Here is a 25,643-nt window from a genome sequence, read left to right on the forward strand (position 1 = left end):
ATTTCATTGAACATTCCTTTTCCAGAGGGAAAAGGTGTCAACCCAATTCAGGACAGGTCAGGCGCATGAAAAAAGCCGGGCAATGCCCGGCTTTTTCGTCGATGCCGTAGCAGCCGCAAACCCGCGTTACTGCGCCTTGATCGCCATCGCCTGCAGGCCGGTTCCATCCAGCTTCTGCTTGGCTTCGGACAGCTCGCCTGCGGTGCCATACGGCCCCATGCGCACGCGATACACCGTCTTGCCGTTGATCTGCGCCGATTCCACCCGCGCCGCAAGACCGATCATCGCCAGCTTCGCCTTGGTCGTTTCGGCATCGCCTGACGCACCAAACGCGCCGGCCTGCAGGATGTAACGCACGTTGCTTTCGGCCGGTGCGGCTGCAGCCGTTGCCGTCGCGGTCGCTGCAGGCGCACTGGTAGTGGCAGCCGGCGGTGCGGTGGTCGTGGCCGGCGCGGCGGGACGCTCGCTCAACGGTGTCGGCAGGGCGGCCTGGCGTACCGACGCCGTGCTTGCCACCGTCGCCGTGGCACCGGTGGTGGTGGCTGCCGTGGAAGCCGGCGCAGGCGCGGCGGCCGGGACCGGCTTGCCTTCCAGCGCCGCCTGCGCGCGCTGCGCTTCGCTGCGGGCACGGCGCTGTTCCTCCGCGCGCGTGCTCGCAGCCAGCTCTGCATCGGACATTTCCACTTCCTTGCCGGGCAGCAGCGTGTAGAAGTCGTACTGGGTCGCCGCTGGCTTGGCCGGGGTAGCCGGCTTGGCCGCCGCAGGCGTTTCCACCTGCGTGCCGACGTCCCCTTCGGCTTCGACCACCGGTGCCGGCTGGGCGTTCGGATCCGGACGCGGACCTGCGCGCAGGAAGCCATCGGCATCCCCCTTGAACAGGTTCGGTGCGGCCAGGAACACCACCGCGGCAATCGCCACACCGGCGACCAGCCACACCCACCCCGGCGTTCCCTGGCTGCTGTTGCGCCGTGCCTGACTCTTGCCGCGTCGTGCTGCCATGTCTACTGCTTCTCCAATGCTTACATTTTTTCCGGGGCGCCTACGCCCAGGAGTTCCAGGCCATTGCGCAACACCTGGCGCGCTGCGCTGGCCAGGGTGAGTTTGGCATCGCGGTCGGCGGCATCTTCCACCAGCACCGGCGTCCCGTGATACCACGTGTGGAAGGCGTGCGCCAATTCACGCAGGTACTGCGCCACCAGGTGCGGTTCAAGCGCGATGCCGGCTGCTTCCACCACTTCGGGGTAACGCGAGATTTCATTCATCAGGTTCAGTGACGCCTCGTCCTGCAGCGTGCGCAGCGCGGCCAGCCCCTGTTCCTGCGAATACGCCAGTCCCTTCTCCTGCGCCTGGCGATGCAGGCTGCACACGCGGGCATGGGCGTACTGCACGTAGAACACCGGATTATCGTTGCTCTGCTGACGCGCCAGGTCGATGTCGAAGGTCAGCTGCGAGTCCGGCTTGCGTGCGATCAGGAACCAGCGCGTGGCATCACGACCGGCTTCATCGATCAGGTCGCGCAGGGTGAAGTAGCTGCCCGCGCGCTTGGAAAGCTTCACTTCCTCGCCGCCGCGCATCACCGTTACCATCTGGTGCAGCACATACTCCGGCCAGCCCTGCGGAATGCCCACGCCCATCGCCTGCAGGCCGGCGCGCACGCGCGACAGCGAGCCATGGTGGTCGGCACCCAGTTCGGTGATCGCACGCTCGTAGCCACGCTGCCACTTGGTCAGGTGGTAGGCCACGTCGGGCACGAAGTAGGTGAAGGTGCCGTCGGACTTGCGCATCACGCGGTCCTTGTCATCACCGAAATCGGTGGAGCGCAACCACAGCGCGCCACCCTCTTCATAGGTATGCCCGGAATCCTGCAGGCGCTGCACCGCTTCGGCGACCTTGCCGTCGTTGTACAGCGAGCTTTCCAGGAAATAGATGTCGAAGTCCACGCCGAACGCGGCCAGGTCCAGGTTCTGCTCGTTGCGCAGGTAGGCCACGGCGAAGCGACGGATCGCGGCCATGTCGTCGGGATCCTTGGCGCCGACCACGGTGGTGCCTTCCAGGTCCACGCTGGCACCGCGCAGGTAAGCGTCGGCCACGTCCTGGATGTAGTCACCGCGGTAGCCGCCTTCCGGCCAGCCGGCGTCATCGGGCTTGATGCCCTTGGCCCGCGCATGGGTGGACAGCGCCAGGTTTTCGATCTGCACGCCCGCATCGTTGTAATAGAACTCGCGCTTGGCATTCCAGCCATTGGCATCGAGCACCCGCGCGATGCAGTCACCGATCGCCGCGGCGCGGCCGTGGCCCACGTGCAGGGGTCCGGTCGGATTGGCCGACACGTATTCCACGCCCACCGTCCGTCCGTTGCCGGACAGGTTGCGGCCGTAATCGTTGCCTTCCTTGATCACGCTGGCCGCTTCGCGCTGGAACGCGCTGCCGGCCAGGTGGAAGTTTATGAAGCCGGGACCCGCGATCTCGACCTTGCTGACGTCCGCGCTCTGCGGCAGCGCATCCAGCAGGGCCTGGGCGATCGCGCGCGGATTGCTGCGCGCGGCCTTGGCCAGCAGCATGGCGGCATTGGTGGCGAAGTCGCCATGCTCGCGGGTCTTCGGGCGTTCAACCACGAACTCGGGCGGAATCGAGTCGGCGGGCAGGGTGCCATTGGCGCGCAGGGCTTCGATGCCTTGGCTGATCAGGGCGCGGAGGAGATTTTTCACGTGGCCTGCTGTGAAGTGCGGCGGAATCCCCCATTTTAGCCGATCTGCCCCGCCCCGGCAGACGTAGGCAAACGGGGGAGGTTCAGCCCCGCGCCGGCTGCGGCCTTGGTGGGGCGTGCCTGCGGTGCCTGCGGCAGGCAGTTCAGCTTCGCGATGGCGGGGCGCCGGCCGGACCAAGCCAGCCCCGTTCAGCAAACGACACGGGCGCGCCTTCTCCTATCACCAGATGGTCCAGCAGGCGCACGTCCAGGTGGGCCAGCAGGGATTGCAGCTCCGCGGTGACCTGGTGGTCGGCGGCCGACGGCTCAGCATCCCCGGAGGGGTGGTTGTGGCTGACGATGACGGCGGCCGCGTTCAGCGCCAGCGCCCGACGCACCACTTCGCGCGGGTAGATGGACGCGGCATTCACCGTGCCCTGGAACAGCTCCTCGTAAGCCAGCAGGCGATGCTGGTTGTCCAGGAACAGGGCGACGAATACCTCGTTGGAACGTCCGCGCAGCCGATGCTGCAGGAAGCGCGCGGCCACCGCAGGGGACTGGCCCACGCATTCGCCGCGGACCAGTTGCGCGGAAAGATGGCGCTGCGCCAGTTCCAGCGCGGCGGCCAGCGCGCAGCTGCGCGCCGGGCCCAGCCCCGGCAGGCGCGCCAGCGCCGGGGCGGGGAGGTCCAGCAGCCTGCGCAGCGGTCCATGCTGGGCCAGCAGATCGCGGGCGGTCTGCACGGCATCGCGCCCGCGTGTGCCCGAGCCGAGGAAGATGGCCAGCAGTTCCGCATCCGAAAGCACGCCGGGGCCCTGCGAGAGCAGGCGCTCGCGGGGTCGTTCCTGTGCCGGCCAGTCGTGGATCGTCATGCCGACAGTGTGGCCAGCCACGCGGCGGACGGCCATGGGGCAGCCGCAGCGTGGTGGGTCAGGAAGGGCGTGAGCCCTTGATCGGGTAAGTGCGCAGGAACGCGTGGAGCTCGTGGTTTCCGGTCAGCCCCAGTTTGCGCATCGCATCGGACTTCTGTCGGCTGACGGTTTTCGGACTCCGCCCTCGCTGCTGGGCGATCATGCTGAGGTTCATGCCGCGGCTGAGGCCTTCCAGCACGTCGCGTTCGCCCTGCGACAGCGAGGCCGGCGTTGCCCGGTGGGCCAGGTCACGGGCCTGCAGGTGGGAGCGCAGGTGCTGGGAGACGTAGGTCTGCCCGGCAGCGGCACTGCGTACCGCCTGGGCCAGTTCGTCGAAATCCGCGGCTTTGTCCAGCGCGCCGTGCACTCCGCAGCGCAGCAGCGTGATCAGCACCGTGGGGCTGGCGGTACCGGTCAACACCACCAGCGGCAGCCAGGGGTGCGCAACGCGGATGCAGTCGAGCAGCTCGGGCCCATCGGGACCCTTGCCGGGCATGGTCAGGTCGGTCAGCACCACGTCGCACGGCTGGCGCTCCAGCAGGGCAAGCAGGTGGGTGCCGCCCGATGCCTCGCCGACCACGTCGATGCGTGCGTTCTCCAGCACCACGCGTGCGCCGTGAAGGATGATCGGATGGTCGTCGGCAATGATGGTGCGGATGTACACGGTAGGGTCCTGCGGTCCGGGCGGGGCAGGTCCCGGCAACCGCCGGGCGCAAGCGGATGACGCGACAACTGGCATCGTTAAATGCTGTCATACATGTACTTATATCCGTCGGTCATATCGCCCCGAATAGGGGCACTACGGGGCTTTCGGCTAAGCTAATGTCTTTGCGTGCATAGGATTTCCCCGGTGGCTGACTCACCCAAGACTTCCCCGGCGCGGCAGCGTCCGCTGGAAGGGCGCAGGCTGCTGTTGTGCGTGGGCGGCGGCATCGCGGCCTACAAGGCGTTGGAGCTGGTCCGTCGGCTGCGCGATGCCGGGGCGCTGGTGCAGGTGGCGATGACCGCCGGTGCACAGCAGTTCGTCACCCCGCTGAGCTTCCAGGCATTGTCCGGCCAGCCCACGCGCACCACGCTGTGGGACAGCGCGGCAGAACAGGCGATGGGGCATATCGAACTGGCACGCTGGGCCGACCGCATCGTGGTCGCCCCGGGCACCGCCGACCTGCTGGCACGCCTGGCCCAGGGCCACGCCGATGACCTGGTGAGCACGCTCTGCCTGGCCAGCACCGCCCCGCTCACCGTGTGCCCGGCGATGAACCACCGCATGTGGCTGCACCCGGCCACCCAGGCCAACATCGCCCTGCTGCGCACGCGCGGGGCGCAGGTGGTGGGCCCGGTGGACGGACCCTTGGCCGAGGGCGAGTCCGGTCCCGGGCGCCTGGCTGAGCCGGACGACATCGTGGCCGCGCTGGTGGCCATTGAACGCGCCTCGGATGCAGCAGACGAGGACGCCACGCACGGCCCTTCCTCGCTGGCGGGCCTGCGCCTGCTGATCAGCGCCGGACCCACCTACGAAGACATCGATCCGGTCCGCTACGTGGGCAACCGCAGCAGCGGCAAGATGGGCTACGCGCTGGCCGCGGCAGCGGTCCGGCTCGGTGCCGACGTCGTGCTGGTCAGTGGTCCGGTGAATCTGCCGACGCCAGCGGGCGTGCAGCGGATCGACGTGCGTTCGGCCGCGCAGATGCGCGATGCCGTGCTGGGTGCGCTGCCTGCGGATATCTACATCGGTGCCGCCGCAGTATCGGATTACACCCCGCGCCAGGTCGCACCGCAGAAGTTGAAGAAGACCGCCGACAGCCAGTCGCTGGTGCTGGAACTGGTCCGCACCGCGGACATCCTGGCCGAGGTGGCCACCCAGACCCAGTCGCTGAAACTGGTGGTGGGGTTCGCTGCGGAAACCCATGACGTGGAGAAGTACGCGCGCGGCAAGCTGGTGGACAAGCGGCTGGACCTGGTGATCGCCAACCAGGTGGGCCAGGCCGGCGCGGGTTTCGAAAGCGACGACAACGCCGCCACGGCCTATTGGCAGGACGGTGAACAGGTATTCCCGGCCACCTCCAAGACCGAGCTGGCCACGCAACTGCTCGCGCTCATCGCGCAAAGGCTGACCGCATGAACGCTGCATCGCACCCCGTTCCCGCCTCGCTGCAGCCGCTGCAGGTGAAGCTGCTCGATCCGCGCTTCGGCGACAGCTGGCCGCTTCCGGCCTATGCCACCGAAGCCAGTGCCGGCATGGACCTGCGCGCGGCGACCGAAGCGCCGCTGGTGCTGGCACCAGGCGATACCGCGTTGATTCCCAGCGGGCTGGCGATCCACGTCGCCGACCCGAACCTCTGCGCGATCATCCTGCCGCGCTCCGGGCTGGGCCATCGGCACGGCATCGTGCTCGGCAACGGCACCGGCCTGATCGACGCCGATTACCAGGGGCCGCTGCTGATCAGCGTCTGGAACCGGGGCCGCGAGGCCTTCACCATCGAACCCGGCGACCGCATCGCACAGCTGGTTGTCGTTCCCATCGTGCGTGTTGCCCTGCAGGTAGTGGATACTTTCACCGACAGCACGCGGGGCTCGGGTGGGTTCGGGCATACCGGAGTGCGCTGACTCGGGGGACAGGATGATCGGCAGCAAGGGGAAGGGCGTGGCGGTCACGGGACGTACGGGGCCGCTGCTGGCGGTGATGCTGTTGCTGTTGGCGGGGTTGTTCGGCTGGAGCGCGGTGCAGCAGTGGCGCCAGGCCAACACCGGTACCCAGCTGGAACAAGCCCGCGACAGCGCATTGCAGGGCCTGCAGAAGGCGCTCGACGGTCAACTGCTGCAGTTCGGCAAGCACTTGGAATCGGCACGCGTCGGGCAGGCACTTGCTGCCGGTGACGGGGCCGCGGCGGCGCTGGCGCTGCGCGAAACCTGGACCGGCGTGGAAGAGGTGCAGGTCTGGCCGGCTTCGCTGGAGACCGCCTACGCCGATCCGGCCGCCTTCGGCTATGCCCGGCTCGCACTGCTTGAAGCGGCGCTGGTCAGCGACAAGCCCGTGGCGCGCGTGGTGCGCGATGCCGGCGGCGCGCGGTTGGGCCTGGCGGCGAGCGTGCCGTTGGGCGCCGACGGGCTGGCGCTGGTCTACGTGCGCCAGCCGCTCATGCAGCTTACCGGCCCGCTGGACGCGGTGCGTGCCCCCGCCGAAGGCTATCTGGCGTTGCGCCAGGGCAGCTACAACGTGCTTGAACGCGGTGACCGCAAGCTGGCCGACAGCGGCGAAGTGCTGGCGCGTCCACTGGCCAACAGCAGCCTGCGACTGGCCGCCGGCGTGCCGTCGATCGAGCCCGGCCCGCTGGGACTGGGGGCGCTGGCCGCTTCGATCGTGGCGCTGCTGCTGGTTCTGATCGCGGTGCTGCTGCTGGTGGGCAAGTCCCGTCTGCCGTTGCCCCGGCGGGCCGCGCGCGAAGGCACCGAAGAGCAGGGACCGACCCTGAGCGAGAGGCTGGCGCAGTCTGCCGCCGAGGTGTCGACCGGCGCGTCGGCCGAGCAGGGCGCCGGTGCCGCATTGGAGCCGCCGCCCTTGGCCGCGAGCCTGGCGGCGGGCATTTTCCGCGCCTACGACATCCGCGGCGTGGTCGGCGAGGAGCTTACCCCCAAGGTCGCGGCCTTGATCGGCCAGGCCATTGGCAGTGAAGTGCTGGCGCAGGGGCTGCGCGAAGTGGTGGTCGGCCGCGATGGCCGCCTGTCCGGACCGGAGCTGGCCGCGGGCCTGGCCGAAGGCCTGCGCCGGGCCGGCTGTGATGTCATCGATATCGGGCTGGCACCGACCCCGGTGGTGTACTTCGCCAGCCACCACCTGCGGACCGGCAGCTGCGTGGCGGTGACCGGCAGCCACAACCCGCCCGAATACAACGGCTTCAAGATCGTCATCGCCGGGCAGACCCTGTCCGGTGATGCGGTGACCGCGCTGTACCAGCGCATCGTCGAAGGACGGCTGGCGCAGGCGCCATCGCCGGGCAGCTACCAGCAGCGCGAGGTCAACGATGACTACGTGCGCCGGATCGCCGACGACGTGCAGCTGGAGCGTCCACTGAAGGTCGTGGCGGACGCCGGCAACGGTGTGGCAGGTGCCTTGGTGCAACCGTTGCTGGAGGCCATCGGTGCCGACGTCATTCCGCTGTACTGCGATGTCGATGGCAGCTTCCCCAACCATCATCCTGATCCGAGCGATCCGGCCAACCTGCAGGACCTGGTGCAGACGGTGAAGCGTTTCGACGCCGACCTCGGCATCGCCTTCGATGGCGACGGTGATCGCCTCGGCGTGGTGACCCCGGATGGCACGATCATCTTCGCCGACCGTCTGCTGATGCTGTTCGCCGCCGACGTGCTGCTGCGCAACCCCGGCGCGATGGTGATCTACGACGTCAAGTGCACCGGCAAGCTGGCCGACTTCGTGCTGCGCCACGGCGGCAGCCCGCTGATGTGGAAGACCGGCCATTCGTTGATCAAGGCGCGCATGGCCGAGACCGACGCGGAGCTGGCCGGCGAGATGAGCGGGCACTTCTTCTTCCGCGAGCGCTGGTTCGGTTTCGACGATGGCCTGTACGCCGCCGCCCGCCTGCTGGAAATCCTCGCGCTGCGCGAAGAAACGCCGCAGGAAGTGCTGGAAGAGCTGCCGCAGAGCATCTCCACCCCCGAGATCAAGGTGCCGGTGGCCGATGGCACGCCGCACGCGCTGGTTTCACTGGTAGTGAGCGCAGCGCAGTCCGCGGACAACCCGTTCGTGGGTGGCCGCGTTTCCACCATTGACGGCCTGCGCGTGGACTTCGCCGATGGCTGGGGCCTGGTACGCGCCTCCAACACCACCCCGGTGCTGGTGCTGCGTTTCGAAGCCGACAGCGAAGACGCGCTTGAGCGCATCAAGGCCCAGTTCCGCGCCCAGCTGCAGCCCCTGCTTGGCGCGCAGGACCTGGGCTTCTGAGACCTCGCCGAAGGATCCGGTAGCGCCGACCCAGGGTCGGCGAGCGCAGCGGCCGCACTGCGCGGAAGGATTCCGCCGAGCATGGCTCGGCGCTACCACGCCCGTTCCCCCTGCCGGCCCGTAGCATCGAAGACACCAACGCTCCACGCCGGCAAAAAAGATCTCATCCCTTGAACCGCAACCCCACGCCGGGCTCGGTGAACACATACCGCGACTCCAGCGCCGAATCGCCCAGCTTTTGCCGCAGCTTGCCCACCAGTATCCGCAGGTAGTGCGTATCGTGCTGGTGCGTCGGCCCCCAGATTTCCTTCAGGATCTGCGGCTGGGTCACCACCCGCCCGGCATTGACCAGCAGCAGCGACAGCAGCGCGTACTCCTTGCGCGTCAATGGCACCGCAACGCCATCCAGCATGACCACACGGTGCACCAGGTCGATCCGCAGGTGTCCGTCATCGAACACCGGCGGTTGGCCGTCCAGCGGCGCCGCACGCGTGCGCAGCAGCATCCGCACCCGCGCCATCAGCTCCTGCGTACCGAACGGCTTGGTCACGTAATCGTTGGCCCCTGCGTCCAGCGCACGCACCTTTTCGGCTTCGCCGGCGCGCACGGTCAGCATGATCACCGGCAGCTGGCTCCAGTGGCGAAGTTCGGCCAATACCTGATGGCCTTCCATGTCCGGCAGGCCGATGTCCAGGATCACCAGGTCCACGCTCTCGCCCACCAGCCGCTCCAGTCCCTCCTGGCCGCTGGACGCCTGCAGCACCCGATAGCCCTGCGCACGCAGGCTGATGTCCAGGAACCGGCGTATCTGCGCTTCATCATCGATCACCAGCACGCAGGCAGGCGGGATCGACGGCGTGCTGTCAGGCGTCAGGGGCATCGGGGTGACCGGCAGGAGTGAGCAGGGGCAGGGTAATCCGTATCAGCGTACCGCGTCCGCCCTCGCCCGCCAGCGCCTGCACGCTGCCGCCATGTGCGCCGATCATGCCCTGGCAGATCGCCAGCCCCAGGCCGGTGCCGTGGCGGCCGCGGTCGCCGCGCTCCACGCTGTAGAACATGTCGAAGATGCGCGCGCGCTCGTCGGCTGGAATACCGGGCCCGCGGTCGAGCACGTCGATCACCAGCTCGTGCTCCTCCAGACGCGCGCTGACGGTCACCGGCGCACCGGGCGGGGAGAACTTCGCGGCATTTTCAAGCACGTTGAACAGGGCCTGCTCGACCAGCGCGGGATGCACCCAGATCGGTGCCAGCGAGGCCGGAATATCCAGCTGCAGCTTCACCTCCGGCTGGTACCGCTGCAGCCGGCGCGCGGCCGAGCCGACCAGTTCGTCCACCCCGATCCAGTCGCGGTTGATCTTCAGGCCGTCATGGCCGAGCCGGGTCATGTCCAGCAGGTTCTGGATGTAACGGTCCAGCCGTTCGCCTTCCAGCATGATGGTATCCAGCAGGGCGCGACGGTCCGCTGCATCCATCGCCTGGCCATAACTGGCCAGGCTGTCGGCCGAACCGATCATCGCCGCCAGCGGCGAGCGCAGGTCATGCGAGACCGATGACAGCAGCGCCGAGCGCAGCCGCTCGGTCTCGTTGCTGACATGCGCCTGCTCCAGTTCGGCCACCAGCCGGGTCCGCAGTGCGGCCTGCGCGATGTCGTCGACCATCGCCATCGCCAGCTGGCGCTGCTCCGGCGCCAACCGGGCGAGTGCCGGCGGGAACTGCAGCGCCGCCACGCCGATGCAGCGGGCATCGCCGTCGAGCAGCGGCAGGCACCACCAGTGCGCCCCTGCCAGGGTATCGGTATAGCGGCCGCTGGGCTGGCCGTGGCGCTGCGACCAGTCTGCAGCGGCCAGGTCGGTATCGCCGAGCACGGCGCTGCCGCTGGCGGTCACGTCGTTGCCGATGCGCAGCCACGCCGGCGCATCCAGCGCCTGTTCCAGCGCCTGCCGCCCTGCACCGGCAACCGCCTCGTTGCTGGCTGCACTGCTGAGCTGTCGGCCCAGCTGCTGGCGGGCGTTGGCATGCCGGTTGGACGCGCGCAGGGCGATCACCTGCGTGCGCAAGCGCGATGCCAGTCGGCCGGCCACCAGCGCTGCGGCCAGGAACAGGAAGACCGTGATCACGCCCTGCCGCGCGCTGATCGCAAGGGTGAAGCGCGGTGTGATGAACAGGAAGTTGTAAGCCAGGAAGCACAGGCCGGCGGCCAGCACTGCCGCGCTGGCGCGGGTGCGTGCCGCCACCAGCACCACCGCCACGATGAACACCATGGACAGGTCGGCCATGCCGACCCAGCGCTCGGCAACCCAGGCCACCAGGCAGGCCAGGGTGCAGGCCACTACCGCCTGCGCCAGCTCGCGTGCACGGCCGGGCGCGTGCGTCAGCAGCCGATCACGGCGCGCCCGCGCGCGCGCGCGCGGCGTGCTGATGATGGTGATCTCGTAATGCGCGCCGTGCTGGATCAACTGCTGGGTCAGGGTGCGGTTGAGCATGCGCGCCAGCGGACGTTCGCGCGTGCGGCCCAGCACCAGCGTGGACACATTGTTGTGCGCGGCGTGGTCGAGCAGCGCGTCGGCCACGCTGGATCCCTGCAGCACTTCGGTATCGGCGCCAAGCCGTCGCGCCAGCGCGAACGCGCTGTCGATCTCGCGCTGCGTCGCTTCATCGGCACGCCGGCGCTGCACGGTCACCACCGTCCAAGGCGCATCGCGGCGCTCGGCGATGCGTCGCGCCACGCGCACCAGGTACTCGCTCTGGCCGCCGCCGTCGATCGCCACCAGCACGCGCCGCCGCAGCGGCAGCGCACCTTCGCCGCCGGCCGCGCGGACTTCGCGCAGGCTGCTGTCCACGCGGTCGGCTGCCTCCTGCATGGCCAGCTCGCGCAGGGCGGTCAGGTTGGCGGTGGTGAAGTAGGACTGCAGCGCCTGCGATGCCTGTTCCGGGACATAGACCTTGCCCTGCTGCAGCCGCGCGATCAGTTCGCGTGGCGGCAGGTCGACCAGCACGATGTCGTGCAGGCGGTCCAGTACCCCATCCGGCACGGTCTCGTTGACCCGGATGCCGGTGATGCGCAGTACCACGTCGTTGAGGCTTTCCAGATGTTGGATGTTGACAGTGGTCCATACATCGATGCCCGCATCCAGCAGCTCCATCACATCCTGCCAGCGCCGTTCATGGCGGCTGCCCGGTGCATTGCGATGCGCCAGTTCGTCCACCAGCACCAGCGCGGGACGCCGCTGCACGATCGCATCCAGGTCCATTTCGTCCAGCCGCCGCTCGCGGTAGGCAACCTGCCTGCGTTCAACCAGCGGCAGGCCCTGGAACAGGGCCTCGGTGTCGGCACGGCCGTGGGTTTCGACCACCCCCACGACCAGGTCCACGCCACGGCGCAGCTGCTCCTGCGCGCGCGTGAGCATGCTGTAGGTCTTGCCGACGCCGGGGGCGGCGCCGAGGAAGACGGTCAGGCGCCCGCCGGCATCACGCTGCAGGCCTTCGATGAGGGCGTCGGCCTGGCGGCTGCGGGTATCGGTCATGCCGGCGATTGTGCGCCAGCCGAGGCACGCATGGCATCAACGTGCATGCGCGGCGGACTCCAACGCCCGGTTGAGCTGCATCACGTTGACCCGCGGCTGGCCGAACACCCCCCACTGCGGACCCTCGACATGCGCCTGCACGATGGCCTGCAACTCGGCTTCGGAAAGCCCCCGCGCCTGCGCCACGCGGCGCACCTGCACCTGCACGGCGGCCGGTGACAGATGGGGATCCAGGCCGCTGCCGGACTGCGTCACCAGGTCGGCGGGAACCTGCGCGGGCGCGATGCCTTCGCGCAGCGCGACGGCCGCGGTGGCATCGGCCACGCGCGTTGCCAGCGCCGGATTGCTGCGCGCCATGTTGGAGCCTGCCGCAGCCATCGGATCATGGCCAGCAGCGGATGGCCGCGGCTGGAACCAGCCGTCACCGGTGAACGGCTGGGCCAGCAGGGCCGAGCCGCGCACGCGGCCATCGGCATCCACGATCAGGCTGCCGTCCGACTGCACGGGGAAGGCAAGCCGCGCCAGCCCGGTACCGGCGGCCGCGTACAGCGCGCCAGCCAGCAGCAGGCTTCCTACGCCGAGCACGATCGCCGGACGCCAGCTGGCGGTGTGTTGCAGGCGGGCCTCGCCTTCGGCAGCCGCGCGCGAGGCCCGCGGCGCAATGGGCGGGGATACGGAAGGGGTCGTTGAAGTGTTCATGCAGCAGATACCGTCATCAGCAGGAAGTCGATTGCCTTGATCGCCACGAACGGCAGCAGCACGCCGCCGAGCCCGTACACCAGCATGTTCCGCCGCAGCAGGGTGGTTGCCGTGGCCGGACGGAAGCGCACACCGCGCAGTGCCAGCGGGATCAGCGCCGGGATCACCAGGGCATTGAAGATCAGCGCAGCCAGCACCGCATTGCGCGGACTGGACAGGCCCATCACGTTCAACGTGGCCATCCCCGGCACGGTGGCGGCGAACAGCGCCGGCAGGATCGCGAAGTACTTGGACACGTCGTTGGCCAGCGAGAAGGTGGTCAGCGCGCCGCGGGTGATCAGCTGCTGTTTGCCCACTTCCACCACGGCCAGCAGCTTGGCCGGATCCGAATCCAGGTCGACCATGTTGCCGGCCTCCTTCGCGGCCTGGGTGCCGGAGTTCATCGCCAGGCCGATATCGGCCTGGGCCAGCGCCGGCGCGTCGTTGGTGCCGTCGCCGACCATCGCTACCAGCCGGCCACCGGCCTGTTCCTGGCGGATGCGTGCCAGCTTGTCTTCCGGCCGCGCTTCGGCGATGTAATCGTCCACGCCGGCCTCGGCCGCGATCGCCGCAGCGGTGAGCGGGTTGTCGCCGGTGATCATCACCGTGCGGATGCCCATCGCGCGCAGCTGGGCGAATTTTTCCCGCATGCCGTGCTTGACCACGTCGGACAGTTCCACCACGCCCAGTACGTGGCGGCCTTCAGCCACCACCAGCGGCGTGGCGCCATTGCGCGCCACCTGCTCCACGCGTCCGGTCAGCTCCGCCGGAACCTCCCCGCCGAGGGACTGCACGTGTGCGCGGATCGCATCGGCGGCGCCCTTGCGGATGCTGCGGCCGCCTGCCAGGTCGACACCGGACATGCGGGTCTGCGCGCTGAAGGCGATGTAGTGCGCATGCTCGGGCTCGGCGCTGCGGCAGCCCTGCTCGCGGCCCAGGCGCACGATCGATTTGCCTTCCGGTGTCGGGTCGGCCAGCGAGGAAAGCAGCGCCGCCTCGCGCAGCCGCGCCACGTCCACCCCGGCCAGTGCATGCAATGCGGTGGCCTGGCGGTCGCCGTGGGTGATGGTGCCGGTCTTGTCCAGCAGCAGCACGTCGATGTCACCGGCAACCTCGACCGCCTTGCCGGACTTGGCCAGCACATTGGCCGCCAAGGCACGGTTCATGCCGGCGATGCCGATGGCCGGCAGCAGGCCGCCGATGGTGGTGGGGATCAGGCAGACGAGCAGGGCGATCAGCAGCAGGGGATCGACGCTGACACCGACCGAAGCGCCGATCGCCGGCAGCGTGGCCACCACCACCAGGAAGGTCAGCGTCATCGCCGCGAGCAGCAGGGTCAACGCCACCTCGTTCGGCGTCTTCTGCCGGTTGGCGCCTTCCACCAAGGCGATCATCCGGTCCAGGAAGCTGTGCCCGGGCTCGGCGGTCACCCGCACCACGATCTGATCGGACAGTACCTTGGTGCCGCCGATCACGCCGGATCGGTCGGTGCCGGCTTCACGCAGCACCGGCGCCGATTCACCGGTCACCGCCGCTTCGTTGATGGTGGCCAGGCCCTGCACGATCTCGCCGTCGGCGGGCACCAGCTCGCCCTCGCCGACCAGCACGTGGTCACCTGGCCGCAGATCGGCTGCGGCCACCTGTTCCTGCGCTGCGCCGGGATGCGCGGACTGCAGGCGACGCGCCACCAGGTCCTGGCGGGCACGTCGCAGCGAGGCGGCCTGGCCGCGGCCGCGGGCTTCAGCCACGGCCTCGGCGAAGTTGCCGAACAACACGGTCAGCAGCAGGATCGCGCTGACCGCCAGGCCGAACCCCATCGGCGCATTGCCGCTCAGGGTGACCACCAGTGCGAGCACGGTACCGGCCATCACCACGGCCATCACCGGGCTGCGCAGCAGGTGCAATGGCGAGAGCTTGCGGAAGGAATCACGCAGCGCACGGCGGAAGCCGGCGCCATCGAGCAGCACCGGGCGGCGCGGCAGCGGGGAAGACGCAACAGTATTCATGGGGAGTGCCTCAATGCAGGCCAAGGCTGAGGTGGTCGGCCACCGGGCCAAGCACCAGAACCGGCAGGAACTGCAGGACGGTCAGGATGACGATCACGCTGAGCAGGGTCAGGGCGAAGGTGGGCGTTTCGATCTGCAGCGTGCCCGGCGATTCCGGCGCGCGGCGCTTTGCCGCAAGCTGCGCGGCGATGACCAGCGGCACCACCAGCAGCGGGAAGCGCCCCAGCAGCAGCACCAGTGAACAGGTCAGGTTCCACCAAGCCGTGTTGTCGCCCAGCCCTTCAAAGCCGGAGCCGTTGTTGGCATACGCCGATGCGTATTCGTAGAAGACCTGGCTGATGCCGTGGAAGCCCGGGTTGGAGGTGCCCGAAAGGCCCGGCACCGCCAGCGTGATGGCGGTGAAAGTGAGCAGGGTGATCGGCTGCAGCAGCACCAGCAGCGCCAGCAGGCGCACCTGCGGGGTTTCCAGCTTGCGTCCCATCAATTCCGGCGTGCGCCCGGTCATCAGCCCGGCCAGGAACACGCCCAGCAGCAGGTAGACGATGAACTGCTGCAGCCCGCAGCCGATGCCGCCCCAGATGGCGCTGACCAGCATGTTGACCAGTGAAACGGCGCTGGCCATCGGGCTCATCGAATCGAGCATGCCGTTGACCGAACCGTTGGACACCTGGGTGGTCACGGCCGCCCACAGTGCGGTGGCGTCACCGCCCAGGCGGACTTCCTTGCCTTCCATCAACAAGGCGCTGGCTGCCGTGGGCGAATGGCCTTCCAGCCACACGGTGGCCGCGATAGACACCGCCGACATGCTGGCCATGCAGCCCAGCACCAGCCAGCCGAAGCGGCGGCGGCCGGTGAACGCGCCGATCATGAAGATGATCGCAATCGGGATCAGCAGGATGCCGACCAGCTCAAGCGCATTCGACAACGGCGTGGGGTTCTCCAGCGGGAACGCACTGTTGGGGCCATACCAGCCACCGCCGTTCGCGCCGAGCTGCTTGGCCGCCACCATCGCGGCAACCGGGCCGAGCGGTATCTTCTGTTCCTGCAGGCCTGTCGACACATCCATCGGCGCGGCCTGCGGGCCCCCGGCGAAGGTGGACGGCACGCCTTGGCTGGCCAGCAGCACGGTCCACAGCAGGCACAGTGGCAGCATGAAGCGCACGCACAGGCGCAGCACGTCGGCGTGGTAGTTGCCTACGTCGATGCGGCGGTCACCATCGGCGATTACGTCCTGACGCGGCGGCGCGAACAGGGCGCGCAGGGTGGCCACGGCCAGGGCGAGACCCATCATCGGGGTCACCACCTGCAGGCCGGTGATGCCGGTCATCTGCGAGAGGTAGGAAAGCTGCGCCTGCCCGGAATAGTGCTGCTGGTTGGTGTTGGTCAGGAAGGACACCATGGTGTGCAGCGCGGTGTCCCAACGCAGGTTGGCGATGCCATCCGGATTCAGCGGCAGCCACGCCTGGGTCATGAACACCGCCATCGTCAGCAGCGCGATGACCGCGTTGCTCAGCACGAACGCGCCGACATAGCCGCGCCAGGACATGCCACGCGCGGGATCCACGCCGAGCAGGCGGTAAAGCGGTTTTTCAATCCAGTGGAACAACGGGTCGATGCGCATCGGCGCGCCGCGCATCACCCGGGCCAGGTACAGGCCGAGCGGCCAGGCCAGCAACACGCTGGTGGCGAGCAGAATGAGGATTCCGGTCATGTCCGTGGCCCGTCAGAAGGCTTCGGGCCGCAGCACGGCGTAGACCAGGTAGGCGGCGGCGACCAGCACCAGTACGCCACACAGCAGGGAGAGCCAGCCGGGCATGCTCAGCACCCCGCCCGGGAAGAAAGGCCACAACGCGACAGACAAGACATGACGGTGATCGTCCTGGTGGAACCGCTCCACCTCAGGCCGTCATGGTCCGCCTGGGCCGCGTAAAGCCTCCATTTCTCCGTGCCTGCGGGGGCATAAAATCAGCGTAAACACTGCCGCGAACGGCGGAGCCCCTCGTGGCGGGTCGCGTAGAGCCGGATTTCTGGTTTGGCACGGGCGGGAGGGGTTGGTGGGGGACGGCAGAAGCCGCTCCTGCGGGCCTCGTTTCGCGCCATCCTTGGCGCTCAACGCCCCCACCAACCCCTCCCGCCCGGCCCTGAGAGTCCGCGCGCGCGTCGCGCCACGTAACAAGAAAAAGAGAAGCGGTAGCGCCGATCCATGGTCGGCGGAATCCATCAGACACCGCTATGAAGAGCCGCCGACCATGGGTCGGCGCTACCGATGGCCTCGTTGGCGCGTCGGGGTGAAACGATGGCGTGCCCTCACGCCTCCGGCGTAACACCTTTCAGCAGGCGGAAACGCTGCACGGTTTCTTCGATCTCCGCGTCCAGTTCGACGCGCTGGCGCTCGAACGTGGCCTGCATGCGCTGCTGCGCCAGCAGTTCGCCGTGGCGCTTGCGGATGGTGGCTGCCGGCTTCTCGCCCACTGGACGCCCGGCCAGTTCGTTGTCACCGGCACCGGCCAGGGCGGTGAACAACGCATCGCGCAGGCTGGCCACGTTGTAGCGCGCGGTGTTGATGTTGTTGTCGAGGATGCCGACGCGCTCGGAGAACACCCGCCGCAGGTCCGCCTCGTTGCTGTAGGTGGACAGCATCGCCTGTTCGGTCCGCTGGCGGGTCTGCAGGGCCATTTCATCCAGCCGCGCCTGCGCCTCGGCCGCGGCCGCATCGGCGCGCTCGTCTTCGTTGAGCGCGCGCTGCACCTGGCCGCTGCGCAGCCCGCTGCGTGCGTTGAATTCCTCCCGCGCGTTGTTGACCGCGTCCGCAGGCAAGGCATCGCTGCAGATGCGCTCGCTGCCCTCGTTCCAGCAATACAGTTTCTTCGCCTGCGCCTCGGCACTTCCGGCCGGACGCTTGGACTGCTGCGCTCCGGCCACGCACGGCGCGGCCAGCAGCAGAGCGGCGATGATGGACAGATTCCTCAACATGGCGACCACCCCCTTGGGTCGTTCAGTGCGTCGGACGGCTGCCATATCGGGACCGATAGTCCGCCAGCGGCTGCCGGTAGCCGACAAGTTCCGGGTTTCCGGAAGCGAAATCAAGCAGGTCGGCCATCGTCGCCACGGCAATCACCGGAATGCCGGCTTCCTCGGCCACGGCCTGGGCGGCCGAGCGCGGATCGGTTTCCGAGGCGATCTCCTGGCGGTCCAGGGCCACCACGATGCCGGCCGGAATACCGCCAGCGGCACGGATGATGGCCATTGCCTCGCGGATCGCGGTGCCGGCGGTGATGACGTCATCGACAATCAGCACGCGCTTGCCGGTCATGTCCGCCCCGATCAGCTGGCCGCCTTCGCCGTGGTCCTTCACTTCCTTGCGGTTGAACGACAGCGGCAGGTCGCGGCCGCGCTGGGCCAGTTCGCAGGCCATCGCGGTGGCCAGCGGGATGCCCTTGTAGGCCGGGCCGAACACCACGTCGTACTTGAGGCCGGCATCGTCGATGGCATCGGCGTAGCACAGGGCCAGCTGGGCCATCTTCGACCCGGAGTCGAAGCGGCCTGCATTGAAGAAATAGGGGCTCAGCCGGCCGGACTTCAGCGTGAACTGGCCAAAACGCAGGGCGTCGGCGCTCAGGGCCAACTGCAGGAAACGGTGACGATGGTCGCTCATCTGACTCAATCTATCTTCATCTTGGAATGTAAAGCCTACTAGAAGGCGGGCCCGGCGTCCTTCCACGGTCGGCGCTTCGGCGCTGAACCGGTATGCTGGGCCGGTTTCCTCTGACACCCTGAATCGACCGCATGCGCATCATCAGCTTCAACGCCAACGGCATCCGCTCGGCTGCCAGCAAGGGCTTCCTGGAATGGTTCCGCGCCCAGGACGCCGACGTCCTGTGCCTGCAGGAAACCAAGGCGCAGGAGGCCCAGCTGTCCGATCCGATGTTCCGCCCCGACGGCCACCACTGCTTCTACCGCGATGCCAGCACCAAGAAGGGCTACAGCGGGGTTGCGATCTACAGCAAGCGTGAGCCGGACCAGGTCATCACCTCGCTGGGGTGGGCGCCGTTCGATGAAGAAGGTCGCTATATCGAAGCGCGCTTCGGCAACCTCAGCGTGGTCTCCTTCTATATACCCTCAGGCAGTTCCGGCGACCTGCGCCAGGGCTTCAAGTTCGAGGTGATGGAATGGCTGCGGCCGATCCTCGACCAGTGGCTGCACAGCGGCCGCGACTACGTGCTGTGCGGTGACTGGAACATCGTCCGCTCCGCGCTGGACATCCGCAACTGGAAGTCCAACCAGAAGAACTCCGGCTGCCTGCCGGAAGAGCGCGACTGGCTGAACGCCTTGTGCGCCGACCACGGCCAGGCGACCGACCTGGCCGCCGGCCGCGGCTGGGCCGATGCCTACCGTCTGCTGCACCCCACCGGCGAGGACTACACCTGGTGGAGCAACCGCGGCGCGGCGCGCGCCAACAACGTCGGTTGGCGCATCGACTACCAGTTCGTCAGCCCGGGCCTGCGTGATCGCCTGCGCGGCTGCTCGATCTACCGCGACGAACGCTTCTCCGACCATGCCCCGTTCTGCGTGGATTACGCGCCGTGACCGGCACCGCCGCGCCGGTGTCCTACAAGGGCTGGGCCGGCATCAAGCGGGCCTTCGGCACGCCGTCGGCGCTGACCATGGCCCTGCTCGGGTTCGGCAGTGGCCTGCCATTCCTGCTGATCGCCTCGCAGACCCTGTCCACGCGCCTGCGCGATGTCGGCCTGGACCTGGGCAGCATCGGCCTGATCAGCCTGGCCAGCTTTTTCTATCTGCTGAAGTTCCTGTGGGCGCCGGTGCTGGACCGCTATGCGCTGCCGCTGCTCGCTTTCATGGGCCGGCGCCGTTCGTGGCTGCTCGCCTCGCAGGTGCTGGTGCTGGGCGGACTGGTGGCGCTGGCCTTCGTGCGGCCGGAACAAGGCGTCGGACCGCTGGTCTTCTGGGTGCTGGTGGCTTCCTTCGCCGGTGCCACCCAGGACTCGGTGGTCGATGCCTACCGCATCGAAATCGCCCCGGATGCCTCGCAGGCCGCGCTGGCCGCCACCTACACGCTGGGCTACCGCATCGGCCTGATCCTGGCCGGCGCCGGTGCCCTGTACCTGGCGCAGTTCGAAGGCTGGATCGTCGCCTACCTGGCGATGGCCTCGTTGATGCTGCTGCCGATCCTCACCACCCTGTTCTGCCGGGAACCGGCGCGCCCGGAAGCCGCCGTGCAGCGCCGCATCGACGTCGCCGAAGCGTTCGTCCAGCCGATCGCCAGTTTCTTCACCCGCAACGGCGTGGCACTGGCCATCGGCCTGCTGGCCTTCGTCGGCCTGTTCAAGTTCCCGGACCAGGTGATCGGGGTGATGGCCGGTCCGTTCTATCTCGATTCGGGCTTCGACAAGGCCGACATCGCCACCGTCTCCAAGCTGTTCGGGGTCTGGATGGGCATCGGCGGCGCCTTCCTCGGCGGTATCGCGGTGGCTGCGTTCGGTTTCCGCCGCATGCTGCTGGTGGCAGCGCTGGGCGTGGCGCTGTCCAACCTGGCATTCCTGCTGATGGCCCACAATCCCGGCCAGCTGTGGGCGTTCTACGCTGCGCTCAGCGCCGACAACCTGTTCCAGGGTTTTGCCGGCACCGTGCTGGTGGCCTTCATGTCCTCGCTGACCGACCGCAACTTCACCGCCACCCAATACGCCCTGCTGGTATCGCTGGCCAACCTGCCGGGCAAGTTCGTCGGCGGGGTATCGGGCTACATCGTCGAAGCCACGTCCTACAGCACGTTCTTCCTGCTCAGCGCGGTCACCGTGGTGCCGACCCTGCTGCTGCTGGCCTGGCTGTGGCCGCGCCTCTCAGACCGCAGGGCCCCCGCTGCTGGTTGATTGCCTGCGCGGGCGTGGTGCGGGATGATCGCCTGTCGGTACCGTGGGGGCGGTGCCCTGGAATGGGGAAACAAGCATGGCGGACCTGCTGCTGCAGGAAATAGACCCGATGATCCTGGACCGGATAGCCCGGCTGGCGGTCGCGCGCGGCTGGACGCAGGCCCAGACCTGCGTGGCGGTGTTGGAGCAGGGGTTGTTTTCCACCGAACTGGAAGTGCGCAGTGGCTTCGCCGATCCCGAAGTGGATGCGCTGGCCGATGCCATTGCGGCGCTGCAGGCGCTGCCCGCCGGCCACGGCTTCTAGCCGCACGTCCACGTCGAACGGCGGAGCCCCTCGTGGTGGGTGGGTCCACGCCATCGCATTCGCGCTGTCGCTCCCACGCTTTGCTACGCAAACCGCGGGCCCCGTCTCCGGCCGCTTCGCGGCCGCCCCTGACTCAGGGGCTCCCTTCACCCGACACAGTGCGGGGATCTGCGGGGATCGGTAGCGCCGACCCATGGTCGGCGGCTCTTTGCTGAGGCGACCGGATACATTCCGCCGAGCATGGCTCGGCGCTACCGCTCTTTCTTTTTTCATACGTGGCGGGACGCGCCCGCAGACCGTCCGGCCCAGTTCCAGGAAACCGCTTCTCGCGACCACTACGAGGGGCGCCGTCGTTCGCTGGCGCCGCTCAGCCGGGGTGGATCGCCCCCAGCACCCGCAGGCCTGCCGCCCCGGTGACACTGGGCAGGTTGCCGGCCAGGCCATCCAGCGTGCGCTGGGCCAGCCAGGCGAAGCCCATCGCTTCCAGGTAATCCGGATCCAGCCCATGCCGCGCGCTGGATTCCACCACCACGCCGGGCAGGCTGGCCGCCAGTCGTTGCATGAGGTGGCCATTGCGCACGCCGCCGCCGCACACCAGCATCCGGCCGGCGCCGGGCAGGTCGCGCAGCAGGGCATCTGCCACGGTGACTGCGGTGAGCTCCAGCAGGGTGGCCTGCACATCGGCAGCCACGTGCTGGCCGTCGCCGATCTGTTGCTGCACCCAGGCCAGGTGGAACTGCTCGCGCCCGGTGCTCTTCGGCGGTGGGAGGGCGAACCACGGGTCCGCGCGCCAGCGTGCCAGCAGGCCCTCATCCACCACGCCGCTGGCCGCGAACGCGCCGTCGGCATCGTACGCATGGCCGGTATGGCGCTCGCACCAGGCATCGAGCAAGGCATTGGCCGGGCCGGTGTCGAAACCCAGCAGCGTCCCCACGCGCGGGATCAGGGTCAGGTTGGCGATACCGCCGAGGTTGAGCACCGCGCGGTCTTCGTCGGCAGTGCCCAGCATCGCCAGGTGGAAGGCCGGCATCAGCGGCGCGCCCTGTCCGCCGGCGGCGACGTCGCGGCGTCGGAAGTCAGCCACCGTGGTGATCCCCGTGCGCTCGGCGATGCGGTTGGCATCGCCCAATTGCAGGGTGAAGGCCGGCGACGCCGACGGTCGATGGCGGACGGTCTGCCCGTGCGAACCGATCGCCTTGACCTGCGCCGCCTCCACGCCACTGTGCTGCAGCAGCGCCACTGCCGCGGCCGCAAAGGCCAGGCCGATGCGCGCATCGACATCGCCCAGCTCATCCAGCGAGGCCAGCTCGCCGCCCTGGCCCAGCGCCACCAACCGCTCGCGCAGCAGCGGATCCCACGGCAGGGTCAGGCCCTCGACGAAGCGACAGCCGCCTTCGGGGGGAAACTGCGCCAGTGCCGCATCGATGCCATCGGCGCTGGTGCCGGACATCAGACCCAGGTACAGCGGCAGGGCAGGGTCGAACGAAGCAGCCATGGGACCTCCACAAACAACAAGGGCGCCAGCTTGGGCGCCCTGTCGATGCTCGTCAATCCAATGGAACCGCGCCTCAGCCGCGCTTGCTGCCGCTGCTGCCGCGCGCGGTGCTGGCGACTTCGGTGGTGGCATCAGCCGGCTTCGGCGCCGGGCTGGCGTCGGCATAGATCATCTTCTCCATGCCTTGGATACGCGCCATCGCCGGCGAGGTCTGCGCACGGAAGGCAACCAGCTCGGCGCCCTTCAGCGGTTCCGGCGGCGGCATCGTCACGCTGAGCGGATTGCGGTGCTGGCCGTTGACGCGGAATTCGTAATGCAGGTGCGGGCCGGTGGCCAGGCCGGTGGAGCCGACGTAGCCGATCACAGTACCCTGCGCCACGCGCTGGCCAGTCCGGATCTTTCCGAAGCGCGACATGTGCCCGTACAGCGTGGTGTGGCCGCGCCCATGGTCCAGGATCACCACGTTGCCGTAGCCACGCTGGGTGCCGGCGAACTGCACGCGCGCATCACCGGCGGCCATGATCGGAGTGCCGGTGCGCGCGGCGTAGTCCACGCCCTTGTGCATGCGCATCTTGCCCAGCACCGGGTGGCGGCGCGCGCCGAAAGTGGAGCTCAGCCGCGCGAACTGGATCGGCATGCGGATGAAGCTTTTCTTCAGCGGGCGGCCATCCAGGTCGAAGTACTCGGCCTTGCCGTTGCGGTCGAAGCGGAAACCGGAGTACGTCTTGCCCCCGCTGGTGAAGGTCGCGGCGAGGATCTTGCTGGTGTCGACCCGCTCGCCCTCGCGCCAGGTTTCGTCCATGACCACGCTGAAGCGGTCGCCCGGCTGCAGGTCCTTGGAGAAGTCGATGTCGTACTTGAAGATTTCGTCGGTCATCGTGGCGATTGCCGAAGGCGACAGCCCGGCCTTGCGCGCGGCGGCATACAGCGAGCTGGTGATCTCCCCGCTGGTCACCACGGTGCGGGTGCTGGTCTCGCGCTTGGTGACCGTTTCCTTGATGCTGTCGCCGGCCAGCGTCAGTTCCACGCGGTTCGCATCGTCGCGGTTGAAGCGGATGCTGCGCAGCTCACCGGACAGCGGCATGTCGAAGGCGATCTCGGTACCCGGGCGCAGCTTCACCAGCGCATCGCGGGTGCCCGGATGGTCCAGCACGCGGTGCAGGGTGGTCGCCGGGATCCCGGCTTCGTCGAACAGGTCGCTCAGGGTCTGGCCGCGCTGTACGCGCAGCACCTGCCAGCTGTCGCCGGGCGTGGCCTGCTGGCGACCATGCGCCAGCGGCGGCAATGGCAGCGCCAGGCTGGTGTGGGCGTTGGGGTAGGGGGTTTCGATGGTGCTGGAGAAGCCGGGCACGATGGTCGCCACCAGCATGCCGATGGTCGCGAACAGACTGGCGTGCACCCAGTGGCGACGGGTCCAGCGTTCGTTGAAGGCAGCGGGGAGATGTTGCCTGAGCTTCCGGTGCAGGGCGTTGTCGTGCAGGACGTGGAGCCGTTCCTTGAAGCGCTGTTTGCGCGCGCGGCCGTGATCGGAATTGAGCATCAGAGGTGTTTTCCTGGCTGGCCCGGGAGCACGGGCTGGATCGCCGGTTACCATAGACACCTATGAAAACCGCGTCAAACCCTTGTGCCTATTGGCTTTTGTGAAGCCGATACGGTTAACTTGCTCTTAACACCCCACAAGAAGAAACGGCGTTGCCGGGAGTAGTGAACGTGTCCTCCATCGATGAAGCCCTTGCCCTGATCAGCCGCGGTACCGACGAGATCCTCAAGGTCGATGACCTGCGCGCCCGCCTGGAAAGCGGAAAGCCCCTGCGGATCAAGGCCGGCTTCGACCCCACGGCGCCGGACCTGCACCTGGGCCACACGGTGCTGCTGAACAAGCTGCGTCAGTTCCAGGACCTTGGCCACCAGGTGATCTTCCTGATCGGCGATTTCACCGGGATGATCGGTGACCCCTCCGGCAAGAGCCTCACCCGCAAGCCACTCAGCCGCGACGACGTGCTGGCCAACGCACGCACCTACGAAGAGCAGGTGTTCAAGGTGCTGGACCGCGAGAAGACCGAAGTACGCTTCAATTCGGAGTGGTTCGGCAAGATGGGTGCGGCGGACATGATCCGCCTGGCCGGCCAGCACACCGTGGCACGCATGCTCGAACGCGATGACTTCGCCAAGCGCTATGCCGCCCAGCAGTCGATCGCCATCCATGAGTTCCTGTACCCGCTGGTGCAGGGCTATGACTCGGTCGCCCTGGAAGCGGACGTGGAACTGGGCGGCACCGACCAGAAGTTCAACCTGCTCATGGGCCGGGGCCTGCAGGAGCACCACGGGCAGAAGCCGCAGGTGGTGCTGACCATGCCGCTGCTGGAGGGCCTGGACGGCGTCAACAAGATGTCCAAGTCGCTGCACAACTATATAGGTGTGAGCGAACCGGCCATCGACATCGTTACCAAGACCATGAAGGTGGACGACACCCTGATGTGGCGCTGGATCGAGCTGCTGTCCTTTGACATCAGCCAGGCCGAGGCGCTGGCCCTGCGTGACCAGGTGGCGGCTGGCGGACTCAACCCGCGCGAAGTGAAGCTGCGGCTGGCCCGCGAACTGGCCACCCGCTTCCATGATGCCGCCGCTGCCGAACAGGCCGTGGCCGGCTGGAATGCCGCGGTAACCGGTCAGGGCGACATCACCCAGTTGCCGTTGCAGGACGTGGTGGTGCCGGCCGAAGGCCTGCGGATCGCGGCGCTGCTGACCGCAGCGGGCCTGACACCGAGCAACTCCGAAGCCAATCGCAAGCTCAAGGAGCGTGCGGTGAAGGTGGACGGGGAGGTCGTGGAAGACGGTCAGCAGCAGTTGCAGCCGGGCTTTGAAGGCCTGTTGCAGGTGGGCAAGCGCACCTTCGCCCGCGTCCGCCTGCTGGCTGGCTGAGGCCGCAGTGGCTGCCTGATCGCCGCCATGCATGAACAAATGCATGGCGGCGTGAAATAAATGCTCACACCCCCTTCCCAAAGGGCGGGGAAAGGCACATACTTCACCTCCCCCGTCGCAGGGGTCGCCATCAAGGGGCTTGAGCGACAGAGGAAACGCCACCACCGACGAACGATTCAATCGAACGAAGGTGTTGACGGACTGAAAAA

General features: G+C 68.1%; 21 protein-coding genes. 7 read left to right on the forward strand and 14 right to left on the reverse strand.

The window, feature by feature from the left end; genetic code table 11:
- Window positions 1-126: 126 nt before the first annotated feature.
- The 4 genes from IFT63_RS17245 to IFT63_RS17260 form a co-directional block, all read right to left on the reverse strand.
- Window positions 127-999 carry an SPOR domain-containing protein gene (locus IFT63_RS17245; RefSeq protein WP_192085227.1) on the reverse strand — a complete coding sequence of 291 codons (873 nt, stop codon included), beginning with the start codon at window positions 997-999 and terminating at the stop codon, window positions 127-129.
- A gap of 20 nt (window positions 1,000-1,019) precedes the next feature.
- The gene (gene argS, locus IFT63_RS17250; protein ID WP_042613331.1) at window positions 1,020-2,708 is read right to left on the reverse strand and encodes an arginine--tRNA ligase; all 1,689 of its coding nucleotides are present in this window, start codon (window positions 2,706-2,708) and stop codon (window positions 1,020-1,022) included.
- Window positions 2,709-2,850: 142 nt separating this feature from the next.
- Window positions 2,851-3,558: a DNA repair protein RadC gene (radC, locus tag IFT63_RS17255; protein WP_042613344.1), complete on the reverse strand. Its 708-nt coding sequence runs from the start codon at window positions 3,556-3,558 to the stop codon at window positions 2,851-2,853.
- A gap of 58 nt (window positions 3,559-3,616) precedes the next feature.
- Window positions 3,617-4,261 carry a response regulator transcription factor gene (locus IFT63_RS17260; RefSeq protein ID WP_042613332.1) on the reverse strand — a complete coding sequence of 215 codons (645 nt, stop codon included), beginning with the start codon at window positions 4,259-4,261 and terminating at the stop codon, window positions 3,617-3,619.
- A 186-nt stretch (window positions 4,262-4,447) separates the two neighbouring features.
- On the opposite strand from IFT63_RS17260, the gene coaBC reads away from it, so the two are divergent.
- Genes coaBC through IFT63_RS17275 form a run of 3 tightly spaced genes read left to right on the forward strand, consistent with a single transcriptional unit; the run spans window position 4,448 to window position 8,557 of the window.
- The gene (gene coaBC, locus IFT63_RS17265; protein WP_192085229.1) at window positions 4,448-5,719 is read left to right on the forward strand and encodes a bifunctional phosphopantothenoylcysteine decarboxylase/phosphopantothenate--cysteine ligase CoaBC; all 1,272 of its coding nucleotides are present in this window, start codon (window positions 4,448-4,450) and stop codon (window positions 5,717-5,719) included.
- Window positions 5,716-6,204, forward strand: a complete 489-nt coding sequence (gene dut / locus IFT63_RS17270) for a dUTP diphosphatase (protein WP_042613334.1) — start codon at window positions 5,716-5,718, stop codon at window positions 6,202-6,204. Before coaBC ends, dut begins: the two co-directional genes overlap by 4 nt.
- Before the next feature lie 13 nt (window positions 6,205-6,217).
- On the forward strand, window positions 6,218-8,557 hold the full coding sequence (locus tag IFT63_RS17275; protein ID WP_192085231.1) for a phosphomannomutase/phosphoglucomutase: 2,340 nt from the start codon (window positions 6,218-6,220) through the stop codon (window positions 8,555-8,557).
- Window positions 8,558-8,720: 163 nt separating this feature from the next.
- Here the strand turns inward: IFT63_RS17275 and IFT63_RS17280 are convergent, their stop codons facing one another.
- From IFT63_RS17280 to pyrE, 8 genes are all read right to left on the reverse strand, one after another.
- A complete protein-coding gene (locus IFT63_RS17280) occupies window positions 8,721-9,437 on the reverse strand; it encodes a response regulator transcription factor (RefSeq protein WP_192085233.1) in 717 nt (238 codons plus the stop codon).
- Entirely contained in the window at window positions 9,421-12,081 is a 2,661-nt protein-coding gene (locus tag IFT63_RS17285) for a sensor histidine kinase KdpD (protein WP_192085235.1), read from the reverse strand. Before IFT63_RS17285 ends, IFT63_RS17280 begins: the two co-directional genes overlap by 17 nt.
- Window positions 12,082-12,117: 36 nt before the next feature.
- Window positions 12,118-12,780 (reverse strand): potassium-transporting ATPase subunit KdpC, encoded by a 663-nt coding sequence (gene kdpC / locus IFT63_RS17290; RefSeq protein WP_042613338.1) that lies wholly within the window; start codon window positions 12,778-12,780, stop codon window positions 12,118-12,120.
- Window positions 12,777-14,825: a potassium-transporting ATPase subunit KdpB gene (kdpB, locus tag IFT63_RS17295; RefSeq protein WP_042613339.1), complete on the reverse strand. Its 2,049-nt coding sequence runs from the start codon at window positions 14,823-14,825 to the stop codon at window positions 12,777-12,779. Before kdpB ends, kdpC begins: the two co-directional genes overlap by 4 nt.
- 10 nt (window positions 14,826-14,835) lie before the next feature.
- Complete coding sequence (kdpA, locus tag IFT63_RS17300; protein ID WP_192085237.1) at window positions 14,836-16,536, reverse strand: potassium-transporting ATPase subunit KdpA; 1,701 nt, start codon at window positions 16,534-16,536, stop codon at window positions 14,836-14,838.
- Window positions 16,537-16,548: 12 nt separating this feature from the next.
- A complete protein-coding gene (locus IFT63_RS17305; protein ID WP_192085239.1) occupies window positions 16,549-16,641 on the reverse strand; it encodes a potassium-transporting ATPase subunit F in 93 nt (30 codons plus the stop codon).
- A 491-nt stretch (window positions 16,642-17,132) separates the two neighbouring features.
- Entirely contained in the window at window positions 17,133-17,798 is a 666-nt protein-coding gene (locus tag IFT63_RS17310) for a hypothetical protein (protein ID WP_042615473.1), read from the reverse strand.
- A 22-nt stretch (window positions 17,799-17,820) separates the two neighbouring features.
- On the reverse strand, window positions 17,821-18,480 hold the full coding sequence (pyrE, locus tag IFT63_RS17315) for an orotate phosphoribosyltransferase (protein ID WP_042615474.1): 660 nt from the start codon (window positions 18,478-18,480) through the stop codon (window positions 17,821-17,823).
- A 131-nt stretch (window positions 18,481-18,611) separates the two neighbouring features.
- On the opposite strand from pyrE, the gene IFT63_RS17320 reads away from it, so the two are divergent.
- The 3 genes from IFT63_RS17320 to IFT63_RS17330 all read left to right on the forward strand — a co-directional run bounded on the left by IFT63_RS17320 (window position 18,612) and on the right by IFT63_RS17330 (window position 21,017).
- Entirely contained in the window at window positions 18,612-19,412 is an 801-nt protein-coding gene (locus tag IFT63_RS17320) for an exodeoxyribonuclease III (RefSeq protein ID WP_042615475.1), read from the forward strand.
- Window positions 19,409-20,713 (forward strand): MFS transporter, encoded by a 1,305-nt coding sequence (locus tag IFT63_RS17325; protein WP_192085241.1) that lies wholly within the window; start codon window positions 19,409-19,411, stop codon window positions 20,711-20,713. Before IFT63_RS17320 ends, IFT63_RS17325 begins: the two co-directional genes overlap by 4 nt.
- A 76-nt stretch (window positions 20,714-20,789) precedes the next feature.
- Window positions 20,790-21,017 (forward strand): hypothetical protein, encoded by a 228-nt coding sequence (locus IFT63_RS17330; protein ID WP_042615477.1) that lies wholly within the window; start codon window positions 20,790-20,792, stop codon window positions 21,015-21,017.
- 367 nt (window positions 21,018-21,384) lie between these two features.
- Here IFT63_RS17330 and IFT63_RS17335 read toward each other — a convergent pair whose 3' ends face one another.
- Together IFT63_RS17335 and IFT63_RS17340 are read right to left on the reverse strand one after the other, a co-directional pair.
- Complete coding sequence (locus tag IFT63_RS17335) at window positions 21,385-22,512, reverse strand: anhydro-N-acetylmuramic acid kinase (protein WP_192085243.1); 1,128 nt, start codon at window positions 22,510-22,512, stop codon at window positions 21,385-21,387.
- A 73-nt stretch (window positions 22,513-22,585) separates the two neighbouring features.
- Window positions 22,586-24,052, reverse strand: a complete 1,467-nt coding sequence (locus IFT63_RS17340) for a peptidoglycan DD-metalloendopeptidase family protein (protein WP_192085245.1) — start codon at window positions 24,050-24,052, stop codon at window positions 22,586-22,588.
- 170 nt (window positions 24,053-24,222) lie between these two features.
- On the opposite strand from IFT63_RS17340, the gene tyrS reads away from it, so the two are divergent.
- A complete protein-coding gene (gene tyrS / locus IFT63_RS17345; protein ID WP_192085247.1) occupies window positions 24,223-25,434 on the forward strand; it encodes a tyrosine--tRNA ligase in 1,212 nt (403 codons plus the stop codon).
- Window positions 25,435-25,643: the final 209 nt, after the last annotated feature.

Source organism: Stenotrophomonas sp. CFBP 13724, from assembly GCF_014841975.1.
Lineage (GTDB): Bacteria > Pseudomonadota > Gammaproteobacteria > Xanthomonadales > Xanthomonadaceae > Stenotrophomonas > Stenotrophomonas lacuserhaii.

Bases quoted from the DNA above. Each gene is read 5' to 3' on its own strand.
- IFT63_RS17245 (WP_192085227.1), bottom strand. From the start codon at position 999: ATGGCAGCACGACGCGGCAAGAGTCAGGCACGGCGCAACAGCAGCCAG.
- radC (WP_042613344.1), bottom strand. From the start codon at position 3,558: ATGACGATCCACGACTGGCCGGCACAGGAACGACCCCGCGAGCGCCTG.
- dut (WP_042613334.1), top strand. From the start codon at position 5,716: ATGAACGCTGCATCGCACCCCGTTCCCGCCTCGCTGCAGCCGCTGCAG.
- IFT63_RS17275 (WP_192085231.1), top strand. From the start codon at position 6,218: ATGATCGGCAGCAAGGGGAAGGGCGTGGCGGTCACGGGACGTACGGGG.
- IFT63_RS17280 (WP_192085233.1), bottom strand. From the start codon at position 9,437: ATGCCCCTGACGCCTGACAGCACGCCGTCGATCCCGCCTGCCTGCGTG.
- IFT63_RS17285 (WP_192085235.1), bottom strand. From the start codon at position 12,081: ATGACCGATACCCGCAGCCGCCAGGCCGACGCCCTCATCGAAGGCCTG.
- kdpC (WP_042613338.1), bottom strand. From the start codon at position 12,780: ATGAACACTTCAACGACCCCTTCCGTATCCCCGCCCATTGCGCCGCGG.
- kdpB (WP_042613339.1), bottom strand. From the start codon at position 14,825: ATGAATACTGTTGCGTCTTCCCCGCTGCCGCGCCGCCCGGTGCTGCTC.
- kdpA (WP_192085237.1), bottom strand. From the start codon at position 16,536: ATGACCGGAATCCTCATTCTGCTCGCCACCAGCGTGTTGCTGGCCTGG.
- IFT63_RS17305 (WP_192085239.1), bottom strand. From the start codon at position 16,641: ATGCCCGGCTGGCTCTCCCTGCTGTGTGGCGTACTGGTGCTGGTCGCC.
- IFT63_RS17310 (WP_042615473.1), bottom strand. From the start codon at position 17,798: ATGTTGAGGAATCTGTCCATCATCGCCGCTCTGCTGCTGGCCGCGCCG.
- pyrE (WP_042615474.1), bottom strand. From the start codon at position 18,480: ATGAGCGACCATCGTCACCGTTTCCTGCAGTTGGCCCTGAGCGCCGAC.
- IFT63_RS17320 (WP_042615475.1), top strand. From the start codon at position 18,612: ATGCGCATCATCAGCTTCAACGCCAACGGCATCCGCTCGGCTGCCAGC.
- IFT63_RS17330 (WP_042615477.1), top strand. From the start codon at position 20,790: ATGGCGGACCTGCTGCTGCAGGAAATAGACCCGATGATCCTGGACCGG.
- IFT63_RS17335 (WP_192085243.1), bottom strand. From the start codon at position 22,512: ATGGCTGCTTCGTTCGACCCTGCCCTGCCGCTGTACCTGGGTCTGATG.
- IFT63_RS17340 (WP_192085245.1), bottom strand. From the start codon at position 24,052: ATGCTCAATTCCGATCACGGCCGCGCGCGCAAACAGCGCTTCAAGGAA.